The following is a 14,549-nucleotide window of genomic DNA, read 5'->3' as shown; positions in this document are numbered from 1 at the left end:
ACCTGAAGTGGCGCACCGTGCACAAGTTGGCGCAGAACGGGCCACGTTTGCAGCGCGCTCAGCAGCTCAGGGCCGCGGGTTGCGGGCGATGAAATCGTCGGCGATCTCGTCGAATGTTGACCAATGGATGCCGTCATGCCCGTTGATGTGCTCGATCAACCGCTCAAGCATGAGCAGCACCTGCGGGCGCCCTGACACATCCGGATGGATCGTCATCGGGAAGATCGCGTCGTCCATCTCGCGATAGACCCAGTCGAACTGGTCGCGCCAGGTCTGCTCGAGCTCGCGTGGGCTCACGAAACCGTGACTGTTCGGGCTGGCCTTGATGAACATCATGGGCGGCAGGTCGTCCAGATACCAGTTGGCAGGAATCTCGACGAGGCTGGTCTCCTCGCCGCGCACCAGCGGCTTCATCCAGGTCTCCGCCGGCTGCGAGTAGTCGATGTTCGTCCAGGTGTCGCCGACGCGCGTGTAATAGGGAGTGAAGTCGTTGTGCATGAGCGAGTGGTCGTACTTGATCCCTCGCTCGATCAGCAGTTCCGAGGTCACCGGCGAGAATTCCCACCAGGGTGCAACGCAGCCGGTCGGGCGCTTGCCAGTCGTGCGTTCGATGAGCTCGATCGAGCGGTCCAGCACGGCACTCTCCTGCTCGCGCGTCATCGCGATCGGGTTCTCGTGCGAATAGCCGTGCACACCCACCTCGTGCCCGGCATCGACGATCATGCGGGTCTGGTCTGGGAACGTCTCGATCGAATGGCCGGGCAGAAACCATGTTGTGCGCAGGTCATAGCGCTTGAACAGATTGAGCACGCGGGGCGTTCCGACCTCCCCCGCGAACATGCCTCGAGAGATGTCATCGGGCGAGTTCTCACCGCCATACGATCCCAGCCAGCCCGCGACGGCGTCAAGGTCGACTCCGAAAGCGACGCGAATGTTCTTTGCCATTTTCAATCATTCCTTTCAGTCAGCTGTGCCGGCCACATCGGCGGCTCAGTTCTGAGCGAACCAGCGCTGGGTCGCGGAGGCTGCCCAGGAGGGCGAGCAGCAGCATCCGGGCTTGCGAGGATCGCAATGTGCCGATCGGGATGGCACCGGCGGCGACCAGGTCGACGCCACCCCCGGACGCATAGAGCGGGGTAACCGGTCCGGCCGGAACCCGCGTGGACAGCGCGACGACGACGCCCCGGGCGGTGAGCTGCGCGACCTCGCGACAGAACTCCGGATTTGCGTTGCCGGCGCCCGTCGCCTCAAGCACGATTCCGGTGGCGCCGGCGGCGACGACAGCGTGCAGCGCGCCGGCGCTTACGCCGGGATAGACCGGGACGATGTCGACGGTAGCGTCGGTCAGATCAATGGTGTCGAGTGAGATCGGTGCCGCTCGTCTTGGCGAGGCATCGACGATGACTGCGCCGTCGCGCACCCGGCCGATCGGCCCGCCCGACGCCGATGCGAAAGCCGCTGGCGCGATCGTGTGAGCCTTCCGCGTGCCCGAGGCGGCGAAGATCAGCCCGTCGAAGACGATCATCGCGCCCAGGCCGCGTGCGTCGTCGGATGCCGCCACCGCGATCGCGTCGGACAGGTTGCGCGGACCATCCGCATCCGGGGCATCCGCAGATCGTTGGGCGCCGGTGAAGACGACCGGGCGTGAATCGGCGTGCACGAGGTCGGCGAGGAACGCGGTCTCCTCCATCGTGTCGGTTCCGTGGGTGACAACAACGCCGGCGATGGCCGCGTCGGCCAGGCCCGCGCGAATTCTGCGGGCGATCTCCAGCATGTCCGCGGGCTGAAGAAGAAAGCTGAGCACTTTGAGGACGTCCTGCACCTCGATGTCGAGGTTCTGGGCGTGGGCGGTCGGGTGGGCGGTCGCGACATCGGCCGCGCCGTGTGACGCGCGGGGACCCGCTATGGAAACGCGAGACAACAGCTGTTCGGCGCCATCCGTCGCCACCAGACCGCCGCGCACGCTTTGCCGCGACGAAATCGTGCCGCCGGTAGAAAGAACAAGCACCTTAGAAATCTTCACTGACCTCCGAAATCTGCACTGGCCTCGGTGGCTATGACGCCGCTTCGACGCCGTTACGACGCTGCTACGACTCTGCTACGACTCTGCTACGACTCGACATCGAGGAACCCGCTTGAGTGCGGTCCATTGGCTCCACGCTATCAGGGGCCCAATCGTTTGCCTATTGCACGGCGCGGAGCGTGCGCAGGAGCACCTCGCCCCGATATGATGACGGCGTCTCCGTTCGGGCTTGGGGATAGTGGTTGTCCGCATCGTGCATCCGGTGCTTTGTCTCAATGAATGAGGTTGCCGTGAGTCCTGCGAAGAGCCGCCCGGTCACATTGCGAATGATGTCGGAGATCCTGGGGCTGCATGTTTCGACGGTGTCCCGTGTGCTCAACACCCCGGGGAGCGATGTCGGACGCTGGGCGGCGCCCGAGACGGTCGAACGCGTGCAGAGCCTGGCTCGTGAGTTGAACTACCACCCGAACCCGCACGCGGCGAGCCTGCGTACTGCACGATCGTCGTTGGTGGGCGTGATCGTGCCACGGCTGCAAGACTTCGTACTCGCGACGATCTACGAGGGCATCGAGGAAGCTGCCATCGAGAACGGGTTCTCGACCTTCGTCACCAACTCGCTTGACTCGCCGGAGAACCAGCGTATTCGCACCCGGATGATGCTTGCGCGACGCGTCGACGGGATGATCTTCGGTGATGCCCAGCTGGGAGAAACCTTTCTCGATGAGTTGGCGGAAGAAGAGGTTCCGTTCGTACTGGTCAGTCGCGGCGACCCGAGGCACGTTTCGGTCACCGGTGACGACTATCTCGGCGGGCGGCTCGTCGGTGAACACCTGCTCGCGACCGGACGCAGGGACATCGCGATCCTTGGTGGTCCGCCATACGCCGTGACATTTAAGAACCGCACGCAGGGTGCGATCGACGTCTTCCGCGATGCGGGCATCGCGATCCCGGAGCATCGAGTCGTGTACGGGGACATCAATGCGGCCGGCGGCCGCAGCGGCACAGAGACGATACTGGCCGCGGGCGGAGTCCCAGACGCGATTTTCGCCACCAACGACTATTCGGCGCTCGGTGCGCTCGGGGTGCTCCGCGACCGCCGGCTCACCGTTCCAACCGATCTCGCTTTGGTGGGATTCAACGACACGCCCCTCGCTGCCGAGCTATCCGTATCGTTGACGACCGTGCGTTCGCCCATGCACGAGATGGGTCGACGGGCGTTCGAACTCCTCCTGATGCGGCTTCGCGGCAAGCCGGTTGAGTCCGAGATGTTGAAGCCCGAGTTGATCGTGCGCGATTCGACGGCAAGCAGTGTCCGCAAGCACAACATCGAACCAGAGGAGATCGAAAATTGACGTACACGATGCTGACCGGTGGGCGGGTCGTCAACAGTGGCGGTCAGGTTGACGCCGATGTGCTGATTAAGGATGGGAAGGTCGAGGCGATCGGTGATTTCACGGGTCTCGTCATCGACGGTGTAGAACGAGTTGATTGCAGCGGTCGGCTGTTGTTGCCCGGCGGTGTTGACGTGCACACCCACATCGATTCCCCGATGATGGGCACGACAACCGCTGACGATTTCGAGAGCGGCACCCGGGCTGCTGCGTGCGGCGGCACGACGACCGTCGTGGATTTCGCGATGCAGACCGCTGGCGACACGCTCCTCGGTTCGCTGGAGAACCATCACAAGAAGGCCGACGGCAAGGCTGTCATCGATTACGGCTTTCACATGTGCATCACGAACCTGTACGACGGAGCAACGGACGAATTTGCGGACATCATGCGGTCGGGTGTCACCAGCTTCAAAGTCTTCATGGCCTACCGTGGCACCCTCATGCTGCATGACGGAGAACTGTTCGAGGTGCTCCGCCAGTCGAGTCGCGTTGGTGGGCAGGTCTGCATTCATGCGGAAAACGGTGATGTCATCGATCGGCTCGCAGCAGATCTTGTAGCGGCGGGGAAGACGGGCCCTGGATCGCACGAGATCTCCCGACCCCCGGCGACTGAGGTCGAAGCGGTCCAGCGGGCAATCACGATCTCTCGAATGGCGGATGCCCCGATCTATTTTGTACACCTGTCCACGGAAGGCGCCGTTGAAGCCGTGGCCGCGGCGCAGTCCGCCGATTGGGCAGTTGCCGGAGAAACCTGCACACACTACTTGACGCTGGATCGCTCGCTGTACGATCAGCCGGGATTCGAAGCCGCGAAGGTGGTGCTGACACCGCCACTGCGGTCGGAAGAGCATCGAGCGGCCTTGTGGCGCGGGCTGCGAGCGGGAACTCTGAGCGTCGTCAGCTCCGACCACTGCCCGTTCTGTTTCGCGGAGAAGAAGCGCTTGGGGCAAGCCGACTTCCGGCTGATACCCAATGGGGGGCCCGGCGTCGAGCACCGGCTCTCCGTGGTCTACGGCGAGGGCGTCAGTCAGAACCGGATCACTCTGGAAAAGTTCGTCGAGCTCACGTCCACGGCGCCGGCACGCCAATTCGGCCTGTATCCGAAGAAGGGCGTGATTGCGCCTGGGTCCGATGCCGACATTGTCGTCTTCGACCCGAAAGGCCGCACCGCGATCAGCGCCGCAACTCAGAACCAACGGATGGACTACACGCCCTATGAAGGGTGGGACCTGCCCGGCGCGATAGCAGCCGTCTACTCGCGGGGCGATCTGATCGCAGAATACGGAAAGTATGTCGGCGCTGCCGGGAGAGGGCAGTTTCTCAAACGGGCGACGCTCTAAGCGGGGCACACGCTGGCCGCTCGCGCGAAGACGTGCCGTAGGCATCCGCTGCGCGAATCCGGCGTACTTGCGGCTGCCGACGACAAGCGGCATTGCCGCGGCCAATGTGAAGGTGGCCTCCCGCGCAAAGTTTGAGTGATCATTGCGCTTGGCGCGTTGGCGCGTTGTCGGGTTGGTGGCTTGGCGCGTTGTCGGGTTGGCGGCTTGGTGGCTTGGTGGCTTGGCGGGTTGGCGGGTTAGCGGGTTAGTGCGTTGTCGAGCTATCGCAGGGCAGCGGTGGCGTGCCTTGTCCTCCCCAGGGATGAGTTTGGATTCTTATCCACAATTCGAGGTTGACCGGCCATTTACGGGGTCGTAGTGTCGGTGGTTGGTGATGGACTGTAGTCATGAGCAACATGGCAGCAGCCCCCGATCCGACCGGCATCCCGGCCGACGCTTTCGGCACCGATTTCGGTGTTACGGCCGGTGGTTTTGGCAGGGCGGCCGGTGGTCTCGGGGGTGGGGCTGGGGCGGCTGGTGGGGCGGTGGGTGGTGTTCCGGCGGTGGCGGATGCTGCCACGCATGCGATTATCGACGGCGCGCGTGAGGCGTTGGCTCGGCTTGCGGAGGTCGATCCGACGGTGTTAAGTGCGGATGGTTTGTTGTGGTTCGCCGCCGGTCTGGAGGGTTTGACTCGGCTGGTTGATCACGGTCATGTTGTGGTGGCGGCGGAGATCGCGGTCCGGTCGCCGCGTACGGCGGGGTTTGAGGGGTTGGCTGCCCGGCACGGGTGTGCGTCGGCTGCGCAGTTGATTGAGCGGGTGACGGGGGTGTCCGCGCGTACGGCGCGGCAACGGGTGCGGGTCGCCGGCCAGGCGGCACCGCGGATCTCGGATGTGGGGTTGCCGTTGCCGGCACTGTTCCCGGCCGTCCGGGAGGCTCTGGCCGGTGGGGTGATCGGTATTGATGCGGCCGATGTGATCACAACCACGTTGAAGGTGTTGCCGCGCAGCATCCCGGTCGAGGCGGTGGCGTGGGCGGAGGCCACGCTGGTGGGCAACGCGGTCGGTACGCGGGAGGCGCCGCCGGTGTGTGCGGATTTGCTCCGCGGGCAGGCGGCGGCGTTTAGGGACCGGTTGGATCAAGACGGCATCCAGCCGCGGGATGACCGCCTGGTGGCCAAACGGGGTATCCGGTTCTTCCGCAGGGCCGATGGGATGCTGGGCGTTGACGGGGCGTTGCCGCCGGCGCAGGAGGCGATCATCGTCCCGGTCTTCGACGCGTTCCTGTCCCCGCGCACGGCCCCGGCGTTCCTGGCCGCGGACGAAGACGGCGCACGGGGCGCCGTCGTGGGCGCGGCCGGTGAGAACGCCGCGGATCCGGGCACTGTAGGCGAGGGCGCGACCGGTGACGGTGTGACCGGTGACGGTGAGTCGGGTGTGATGCGGGATCCGCGCACTACCGATCAGCAACGCGCGGACATTCTGACCGCGTTGTGCGAGGGCGCCGCCCGGATCGGGCTGACTCCGCAATTGCAGGGTGCCGCCCCGACCGTGTTAGCAATCGTGCAGCAGACCGACCTGGACGCCGGTGAAGGTTACGGGGTGGCGGTCGGCACCGATCAGCCGTTACCGGCCGCGACGATCCGGCAGATCGCCTGCGACGGCGGCACCCAACAGGTCACCGTCGACGCCGGTGGGCGGGTGATCGACCTGTTCTCCAAGGCGCGTTTCTTCACCCCGTCGCAACGCAAGGCGATGGTCGCCCGTGACGGACCCACCTGCGCGAGACCCGGTTGCAGAATCCCGGCGTACCTGGCCGAGGCTCATCATGTCATCCCCGACAGTGAGGGCGGACCCACCGAAATCGACAACGGCTGCCTGCTCTGCTGGTTCGATCACCGCCTTGTCGAACGTGGGGAATTCACCGTCAAGATGGTTCGCGGCAAACCCGTCTTCAGCCCACCCGGCTGGTACACCAAACGCGAATACCTGAAACCACACAAACACAAATGACGGCTCCGGTCCGAGCTCGGGACGCCGGCACGCTTATGCATTCCGGGCGTCGAGGTGATGCCACGAGATATCAGGCCGACCGTCTCACCTGCTTGGGCTGCCTCCGCGCAGAATGCCCGGGACGGGTGGGTCGTTCAGGATGCCGAAACCGCCTTCGTCGCTTCGGTTTGCGCGGATGCAGATTGGCATCTGTTTGCGGTCATAGCGACTACACAAACGTTAGGGTAATATTCAACCTGAGCGCAAAGACGGGCAGTGCAGCCCGGCTCGGCAGACCGAATGCGGATGCTTTCGGTCACCGAGATTGATTTCATTCTGTGGCCCGGCGCGCCGATCCACGGAGAAGGTGAGGTAGGTGCCATGACCGAGAGTGGTTCGAATGTTGTTCGTGCGGCGATTACGCAGACGCGGTGGACGGGTGATAAGGCGTCGATGTTGGATAAGCATGAAGGGTTTGCCCGGGAGGCGGCGGCTGCTGGTGCGCGGGTGATTTGTTTTCAGGAACTGTTTTACGGCCCGTATTTCGGGATTACGCAGGATAAGAAGTATTACGGGTATGCGGAGGCGGCGGATGGGCCGATCGTGCAGCGTTTCGCCGCCCTGGCCAAGGAACTGAATCTGGTGATGGTGTTGCCGATTTATGAGGAGGACCAGCCGGGGGTGTATTACAACACGGCGGTGGTGGTGGATGCGGACGGGACCATCCTGGGGAAGTACCGTAAGCATCACATTCCGCATTTGGAGAAGTTTTGGGAGAAGTTCTATTTCCGGCCGGGGAATTTGGGGTATCCGGTTTTCGCGACGGCTGTGGGGCCGGTGGGTGTGTACATCTGTTATGACCGGCATTTCCCGGAGGGCTGGCGGGAGTTGGGTTTGGGTGGGGCGCAGATTGTGTTTAATCCGAATGCGACCAAGCCGGGTTTGTCGAACCGGTTGTGGGAGTTGGAGCAGCCGGCTGCTGCGGCGGCGAATGGGTATTTTGTGGCGGCGGCGAACCGGGTGGGGCGTGAGGATAACGAGTACGGCGATGAGGCGGTGACGTTTTACGGGAATAGTCAGTTCGCGGATCCGCAGGGCAACATTATCGGCGGGTACGGGTCGGGGGAGGATGAGGAGGTCGTGATCCGGGATCTGGACTTGGACATGGTGCGGGCGGTGCGTGATGACTGGCAGTTCTACCGCGACCGCCGCCCCGATTCCTACACCCGCATCACCCAACCATAACGAGCGACGGTTCAGTAGCGAGGAAAAGTTGGTGGTCGAGTAGCGAGGAAAAGTTGGTGGTCGAGTAGCGAGGAAAAGTTGGTGGTCGAGTAGCGAGGAACGAGCGTATCGAGACCTGCGCGCGGTCTCGATACGCCCGCTCGCCCTTCGGCTTCGCTCAGGGACCGAAAGCTCGCGGGCTCCTCCACCAACGGGGTGTTGCTGTGACTTGAGCAGCCGCTTACGTTTCCTCGGCGCCCGTTTCCTCGCCGCCCGTTTCCTCGCCGCCCCAGCGTCCGAGCGCGACTATCGCATCACGCAAGGCAAGTCCGCGATCAGTCAACGCATACGCTCGGGTGTTGTGCCGGAGGGGTAAACGGAACAGTACGCCAGCCTCTTCGAGCTCGCGCAGGCGAGTCGCGAGCACGCTCATCGGCACGCCGATGTCGCGCTGCAGATCGCCGTAGCGCTGCGGCCCCTCGAGCAGTCGCTCTATGAGGAGCAGGGCCCACCGTGCTCCGACGATGTCGAGGGCCGCGGCGAGGTCGCTCACGCGGTCGCAGCGGCGTCAGGCTTCATCCAAAACGGCGAATAGTGGTAGCCGTCGGGGTCGTCGAACTCGCGCTGGTACATGAATGGGTAGTCGTCGATGTCGCCGATCCGCCCACCGGCGGCGCCAGCGCGCTCCGCGAGATCGTCGACCGCCTCGCGGCTGTCGAGGTCGAAAGAGACCGTGACCTTCGAGGGCGTCTGGGGTCCGCCGACCAGCTCTTCGACACCGCCGACGCTCGCGTACATCGCTCGACTGCCGAGCATGACGTACTGCTCGGGCGCGATAGCGAAGCACGACACATTGTGATCGGACATCTCGGCGTTGAAAGTCCAGCCGAGCGCGGTGTAGAAGGCGGTCGCGCGGTCGACACTCTCGACCGGGCACGTGATGAAAAGGCTCATGGGGCAGACACTATCAAAATCGAAGTATGACATCAAGTCCCAACCGTGTACACCCGCCGGGCCCGTGTTCCACGTGTCGGAGCATGCCGTTTCATCCTTACCCTGCTCGACGAGGGTGCCCGTTAGGCCTGTATTTGGCGGGATGTGCCGCCTTTCGGCGGAACGCGGGCTACCCTTCGAGACGGCCGCGGGCGGCCCTCCTCAGGGCACCGCTCGACTAACGGGGTGACACGGCGTTAGCGGGTTACTGGCCGTCCAGTCGCAGGATCGTGTCGGCGAGAACCCGGATTCCAGTCGAGATGTCGCTGGCGTCCGTCCACTCTTCTGGGCAGTGGCTCTTGCCGTCGTGTGAGGGAATGAAGATCATGCCCATCCGGGTCAGCCGGGCCATATGCACCGCATCATGGGTTGCTCCGCTCGGGATCGGCATCCATTGCGCCCCGATGCTGGTCGCCGCGGCACCCGCAATGTCCTGCACGTCGTCAGTGGTTTGGACCACGTCGTTGTCGTGTGTCCAGTCGAACTCGACGTCGACGCCGGTCTCGTTCGCGGAGGCCTGAATCTCCTCCGCAAGGCGGCGGCGCGTGCCGCTCAGCCAACCGGGATCGATGCTGCGTACTTCGCTGCGCATCGTCACCAGGCTCGGCACAACGTTCGGCGAGTCCGTCAGCGAGCGCACCTGCGTCGTCGTCGCCACGCCATGCACCGGCGCGGAGCAGCCTTCACGACGAACAGCAAGCACGGCCTCTGCAGCCGCGACCATTGCATCCTGTCGGGATTCCATGCTCCGGGTCCCGGCATGATCCGCCCGGCCGCGAAAGGTCGCGACGAGCCGTTCGATGCCGGCAATCGCGGTGACGATCCCGACCGGAATGCCGCGCTCTTCGAGCGTCGGCCCCTGCTCGATGTGCAGTTCAACATAACCGTGCAAGGCGCCGGTTCGCGCCCAATCGTTGGAAATCACCGCGCCCGGATCGAGCCCGAAACTCGCATATCGCTCGCCGAGGCTGATGCCCCGCAGGCTGACGCGATCGAGGTCCGCTGCTGTCAATTCACCTGCAAGGGTGCGGCTGCCCAGGCAGCTCAGCCCGAATTCATTCGGCTCCTCGCCGAGAAAGTCGATCACGATCAGATCGTGCGTCAGTCGGATGCTGTTCTCGCGCAACCGCCGAGCAGTTTCGATCCCGCCGAGCACACCGACGATCCCGTCGAATCTGCCGCCGGACGTGACCGTGTCCGTGTGGGAGCCGGTCACGATCGGCGGGGCGCCGGGCGTCGACCCGGCAAGCCGTCCGACAATGTTGCCGGCACCGTCCACGTGCACGTCGAGCCCCGCGCCCCGCATCGCGTCTTGAACCCACTGACGTGAGTCGCGATAAGGCTCTGTGAATACTTCTCTCGTCCATCCGGTGAGAGAGTCGTCACGGATGCCGGCGAGCTCGCTCAGTTCTGTTGCCACACGGTCGATGGAAGGTGTGAGGTCACCCGCAGCGGTCATGTGCAACCCACTCGCCCTCGCCCACTTGATTATCTACTTGCTCACGCCGTCAGCCAGTCTGCGGAGCGCGTCACACGCTCCCAGGCGCACGTCGGGCTGTGGGCGTCGGCGTCGATGTGGGTCGACGCCGACGCCCCATCCGACTTAGACGCCGACCTCGTCGGCCGCGTTCGGCTCGTTTGCCTCGTCGGCAAGGTCCGCAGCGCGCGCGTGCACATTCGGGCGCATCCGGTTGATCCAGAGGCAGAACAGGCCGCCCAGGATGACGCCGATCGGCCACGCGAACGGCGCCAGCGAACTGAATGCGGGCACGAAGGTCAGTGCCAGCGTGATGACTCCGGACGCGATCAGCGCATACACCGAGTTGAGGTTGGCGCCGCGGTGATAGAAATAGCGACCATCCGGCGCGTCGCTGTACAAGCTGGCGGCGTGGATCTGAGCCTTGCGGATCAGGTAGTAGTCCACCAGCACAATTCCGAGCAACGGCCCCATCAGCGCGCCGACTCCGCCGATGAACTGGTTGACGACAACCGGGTTCGAGTACAGGTTCCACGGTGTCACCACAATGGCGAGAACTGCCGTGATCAGGCCGCCACGTCGGAAGTTGATGTGCTTCGGCGCTGCATTCGATATGTCGTACGAAGGGGAGACGAAGTTGAGGATCACGTTGATTCCCGCGGTGGCGATGACGACAACGATGATCGTCAGCAGCAGCAATGTCGGGTTGTCGATGTCCTTGAGCAGCAGGATCGGGTCTTGGATGGCCTTGCCGTAGACCTTCACCGACGCCAACGCGATGACGATCGATACGACACCGAACGCGATGCCGTTCAACAACAGACCCAGGGCGTTGCCTCGGACGACGGCTCGACGGCTCGGCGACAGGCGCGTGAAGTCCGCGAAGTTCAGCATCGGTCCGGCCATGTAGGCGACGGTGATGAACATCGCTGCGCACGTTGCGACGAAGAGCGCTCCGAAGTTCTGGCTGGCGCCTGCCTCGTGATAGTTCCAGTCCAGTGACCAGCCGGCCCGGTTCAGCGTCCAGATGGCCAGGGCGGCCATGGCAACCCAGATCGCCGGGCCGGCGAACACCGTCAGTTTGCGCACGGTCTCGATGCCACGGTGCAATACGAGCAGCTGCACGGCCCACAGGAAGAGGAAGCAGATCCAACCGAGGCCCGACAGGCCGAGGAAGTCGCCCTTGGTCATCGGCTCGGTTGCAGGCCACAGCTTGACAACCAGGATCATGATGACCGCGGATGCCAACCAGGTCTGGATACCGTACCAGAAGATCGCAACGATAGCTCGCAAGAGCGCCGGGATGTTCGCTCCGAACACGCCGAAGCTCGCGCGGGCGAACACCGGGAAGGGCACGCCGACCTTCTGACCCGCGACTCCCATCAGGTTGCTCATGAAGTAGATGATCACGATGCCGAGGCTGAGTCCAACGGCCATCTGCCAACCGTTGATGCCGAGAACGATCAGGCCGACTGCGAAGGCGTAACCGCCCAGGCTGTGCCAGGCCGACATCCACCAGGCGAACAACTCCCAGGTTCCCCACTTGCCGACGCCGGAACGCGGCGCAATGTCTTTGTTGTACAACCGACTACTGAAACCGTCCGGGATGTTTGTCATCATTGACTCCTCATAGAACGCGAAAGGCTGAACCTTGGTCGGCGAAGCTCGGGTGCTCACGCGGGTGCCAGCCGACAAGGTCAGTTTGGCAAACGTTCGTGTAGTTGGCAAGGGCACTCCGTCCGAGGCCGCCGCGCACGCCCGACAACCTGTCCGATCGGCCGACCTGTGGGTCCGGCAACGTGATTCGTCGAGGCTCAGAGCGATTCGTCAAGGCACAGAGCGTTTCGTCGAAGCACAGAGCGTTTCGTCGAGGCTCAGACGCGCTTGCCGGCGCGCCCGCCTGAACCTTTGCTCGCGCGGCCACTCCGATCACGGCCACCCCGATCACGGTCGCGGCGCCGCCCGAACTGCACTGGCATCGCCATCAGCGGTCCGATGAACCGGCGCTGCAGTCGGCGAGCCGGCCCCCACACCGCCTGCACGAGATATTGCCCGAGGATGGCCCCCGCTGCCAGCGCCCCGGCAACCGCTGCGGCCGTCAACATGCTGAGGAGGCCGGTGAGCGAGCCATCCGCCAGCTGAAGCAGCCCCTGGAACAGGCTGAGCCCCGGCACGAGTGGCACGAGTGCCGAGACCACGATCGCCAGCGGTGGTGTGCGCACGGCGCGTGCCGCGATCGCGGCGAGCAGACCGACGACGATGGCAGCGCCGGCGGACGACCACACCCGCCCGAAACCTGACCCCAATCCGAGCGCGTAGATCAGCTCGGCCAGTGCTCCGAGCGCACAGATCGCCCAGAACGCCCGCCATGGCACCTGCGCGGCGAGCCCGAAGCCGAACACGATGACGACGGATGCCGCCAGCTGCGTTGGCAGCGTCGCGAACGAGGTCGTCGCATCCGCCTGGATCGTCAGCTGCAGCCCGAGTCTGCTGAGCAGCAGTGACGCGCCCGCGACGCCGGTGACGAGCCCGGCCGTGATGAGCAACGCTTCCATCAGTCGGGCTGTGCCCGTGACGTAGAAACCGGACAGCGTGTCGTGCACGGCACCGAACGTCGTGACACCGGCGAGCAGCATGATGATCGTGGCGACAACGACGATCGATGCGGATTCGCTGGGGTCGAACAGTTTCACCACCGCGGCGACGATCGGCCCGATCGCACCGCCGACGACGGACTGGTAGAACACGGGCACACGCCTGGACGCCAGCTTCGAGGTGAGGAAATCGATGATGAATGTCGCGACGAACGCGGCGGCGGCAACGAGCAGATCCCCACCGATCAGAAAGGCGGCGCCCGCGCCGAGAAGGCTCCAGCCGACTCGGCGCCACAGCCATGGCACCTGCGGCTTCGCGCTGACGATTGTGGCAATGCGCTTGCGCGCGCTGGCCACATCGAGCTTTTGCTCGATGATCTCGCTGATCAGGGCGGATGTCGCCGCCAGCTTCGCGTAGTCGAGGTTTCGGTATTTCACGTTGCGGCTGCGCGTGACAGACTCGTGGGTCTGCACATTCTCATAGGTGAGGGTCAGCAGCGTGTGCGTGATGTCGGCATCCGTGTTCTTCAGGCCGTAGGCCCGGGTGATCGCCTGCATCGCGGCGGTCGCGTCCTCCGCGCCGGCGCCGGCAGAGAAAATGACTTCGGCGATCCGCATCGTGAGGTCGAGAATTGCACGGGTATTCGGCGGGATGGCAACCGCACCCGTGCCGGCATCGGTCATGGTCGGCCGCTCATCCGCCGACCGACGGCGTGCGCAGGCCATCGAGAGCAACAGTAAGGACGTCGCCGGCGAGGGTTTCCGCGTCGACGGGTCCACCGGGTCGGTACCACTCGACGATCGAGTTGATCATGCCGAACAGCAGACGGGAGACGATCGCCGGGTCGATATCGCTCCGCAGCGAGCCCTCGTCTCGCGCCTGAACGACGAGCGCCGCGACCGCGCGGTCGAAGGCGCGGCGGCGGGTCAGCGCCCTGCGTTCGACATCCGTGTTGCCGCGCACGCGCAACAGAAGTGTCACAGACGGCAGCTTGTCGACGAGCACGGCGACTGCGCCGCGCAGCACGGCGGCGAGGCGATCGGCCGCGCTGGTTGCGGCATCCGGTTCAGTCTCGGTCGGCACGGTTTCGGCCGGCATGCGTTCGAACGAGATGTTGTCGGTTGGCGCATTCTCGGTCGGCGCGTTCTCGACCAGCACGGCCTCGAGGGCGGTCAGTGCTTCGTCGAGGGCGAGCTCGAGAATGTCTTCCTTGGCCGCAAAGTGATGATAGATCGCGGACTTCGAGAGCCCGAGCCGCTTCGCGAGCACGCCCATCGAGGTGGCGTCGTAGCCGAACTCGTTGAACGCGGCGACGGCAATCGTCAGCACGGCACGCTGATCGTAGCCGGGGCGGCCCCGCTTGAGCTCCGTCGCATCCGTCATGTCGTGCTCGGTGATGTCGTGCTCTGTCGTGTCGTGCGCAGTCATGTCGTGCCCAGTTTCGCACGGCGACAACGCCGACGTCTGTAGCGCGCGGCGATGATGCGCGGCGACGACGCACGGGCACGTTCAGCGCCTGGTCACTCATAGTGC

Annotated in this window: 12 protein-coding genes; 4 read left to right on the top strand and 8 right to left on the bottom strand. The window is 64.5% G+C overall.

Features of this window, described 5'->3' with window-relative positions:
* Nucleotides 1-66 precede the first annotated feature (66 nt).
* Together QU604_RS19520 and QU604_RS19515 are read right to left on the bottom strand one after the other, a co-directional pair.
* On the bottom strand, nt 67-945 hold the full coding sequence (locus tag QU604_RS19520) for a polysaccharide deacetylase family protein (RefSeq protein ID WP_308466259.1): 879 nt from the start codon (nt 943-945) through the stop codon (nt 67-69).
* A 19-nt stretch (nt 946-964) separates the two neighbouring features.
* Nucleotides 965-2,008 carry an asparaginase gene (locus tag QU604_RS19515; protein ID WP_308466258.1) on the bottom strand — a complete coding sequence of 348 codons (1,044 nt, stop codon included), beginning with the start codon at nt 2,006-2,008 and terminating at the stop codon, nt 965-967.
* A gap of 305 nt (nt 2,009-2,313) precedes the next feature.
* Here QU604_RS19515 and QU604_RS19510 point away from each other — a divergent pair, with 305 nt between their 5' ends.
* The 4 genes from QU604_RS19510 (at nt 2,314) to QU604_RS19495 (ending at nt 7,972) form a co-directional block, all read left to right on the top strand.
* The gene (locus tag QU604_RS19510; protein WP_308466257.1) at nt 2,314-3,375 is read left to right on the top strand and encodes a LacI family DNA-binding transcriptional regulator; all 1,062 of its coding nucleotides are present in this window, start codon (nt 2,314-2,316) and stop codon (nt 3,373-3,375) included.
* The gene (gene hydA, locus QU604_RS19505) at nt 3,372-4,754 is read left to right on the top strand and encodes a dihydropyrimidinase (protein ID WP_308466256.1); all 1,383 of its coding nucleotides are present in this window, start codon (nt 3,372-3,374) and stop codon (nt 4,752-4,754) included. Before QU604_RS19510 ends, hydA begins: the two co-directional genes overlap by 4 nt.
* 386 nt (nt 4,755-5,140) lie before the next feature.
* The gene (locus tag QU604_RS19500; RefSeq protein WP_308466254.1) at nt 5,141-6,748 is read left to right on the top strand and encodes an HNH endonuclease signature motif containing protein; all 1,608 of its coding nucleotides are present in this window, start codon (nt 5,141-5,143) and stop codon (nt 6,746-6,748) included.
* Between the two features lie 360 nt (nt 6,749-7,108).
* The gene (locus QU604_RS19495) at nt 7,109-7,972 is read left to right on the top strand and encodes a nitrilase-related carbon-nitrogen hydrolase (protein WP_308468985.1); all 864 of its coding nucleotides are present in this window, start codon (nt 7,109-7,111) and stop codon (nt 7,970-7,972) included.
* A gap of 220 nt (nt 7,973-8,192) precedes the next feature.
* Here QU604_RS19495 and QU604_RS19490 read toward each other — a convergent pair whose 3' ends face one another.
* From QU604_RS19490 to QU604_RS19465, 6 genes are all read right to left on the bottom strand, one after another.
* Nucleotides 8,193-8,504, bottom strand: a complete 312-nt coding sequence (locus tag QU604_RS19490) for a winged helix-turn-helix transcriptional regulator (protein WP_308466253.1) — start codon at nt 8,502-8,504, stop codon at nt 8,193-8,195.
* The gene (locus QU604_RS19485) at nt 8,501-8,905 is read right to left on the bottom strand and encodes a VOC family protein (RefSeq protein ID WP_308466252.1); all 405 of its coding nucleotides are present in this window, start codon (nt 8,903-8,905) and stop codon (nt 8,501-8,503) included. The genes QU604_RS19490 and QU604_RS19485 overlap by 4 nt, the downstream gene beginning before the upstream one ends.
* Before the next feature lie 244 nt (nt 8,906-9,149).
* Nucleotides 9,150-10,364, bottom strand: a complete 1,215-nt coding sequence (locus tag QU604_RS19480) for a M20 family metallo-hydrolase (protein WP_308466251.1) — start codon at nt 10,362-10,364, stop codon at nt 9,150-9,152.
* Between the two features lie 183 nt (nt 10,365-10,547).
* Nucleotides 10,548-12,041, bottom strand: a complete 1,494-nt coding sequence (locus QU604_RS19475; protein ID WP_308466250.1) for an NCS1 family nucleobase:cation symporter-1 — start codon at nt 12,039-12,041, stop codon at nt 10,548-10,550.
* Between the two features lie 254 nt (nt 12,042-12,295).
* The gene (locus tag QU604_RS19470; RefSeq protein ID WP_308466249.1) at nt 12,296-13,699 is read right to left on the bottom strand and encodes a threonine/serine exporter family protein; all 1,404 of its coding nucleotides are present in this window, start codon (nt 13,697-13,699) and stop codon (nt 12,296-12,298) included.
* Nucleotides 13,700-13,709: 10 nt separating this feature from the next.
* A complete protein-coding gene (locus QU604_RS19465; RefSeq protein ID WP_308468984.1) occupies nt 13,710-14,399 on the bottom strand; it encodes a TetR/AcrR family transcriptional regulator in 690 nt (229 codons plus the stop codon).
* Between the last annotated feature and the right edge of the window lie 150 nt (nt 14,400-14,549).

It is taken from the genome of Rathayibacter sp. SW19 (assembly GCF_030866825.1).
GTDB lineage: Bacteria > Actinomycetota > Actinomycetes > Actinomycetales > Microbacteriaceae > Rathayibacter_A > Rathayibacter_A soli.
This window is presented reverse-complemented; position numbering and strand designations above follow the sequence as displayed.

Bases quoted from the DNA above. Each gene is read 5' to 3' on its own strand.
- QU604_RS19475 (WP_308466250.1), bottom strand. From the start codon at position 12,041: ATGATGACAAACATCCCGGACGGTTTCAGTAGTCGGTTGTACAACAAA.
- QU604_RS19485 (WP_308466252.1), bottom strand. From the start codon at position 8,905: ATGAGCCTTTTCATCACGTGCCCGGTCGAGAGTGTCGACCGCGCGACC.
- QU604_RS19500 (WP_308466254.1), top strand. From the start codon at position 5,141: ATGAGCAACATGGCAGCAGCCCCCGATCCGACCGGCATCCCGGCCGAC.
- QU604_RS19520 (WP_308466259.1), bottom strand. From the start codon at position 945: ATGGCAAAGAACATTCGCGTCGCTTTCGGAGTCGACCTTGACGCCGTC.
- QU604_RS19465 (WP_308468984.1), bottom strand. From the start codon at position 14,399: ATGACGGATGCGACGGAGCTCAAGCGGGGCCGCCCCGGCTACGATCAG.
- QU604_RS19495 (WP_308468985.1), top strand. From the start codon at position 7,109: ATGACCGAGAGTGGTTCGAATGTTGTTCGTGCGGCGATTACGCAGACG.
- QU604_RS19470 (WP_308466249.1), bottom strand. From the start codon at position 13,699: ATGACCGATGCCGGCACGGGTGCGGTTGCCATCCCGCCGAATACCCGT.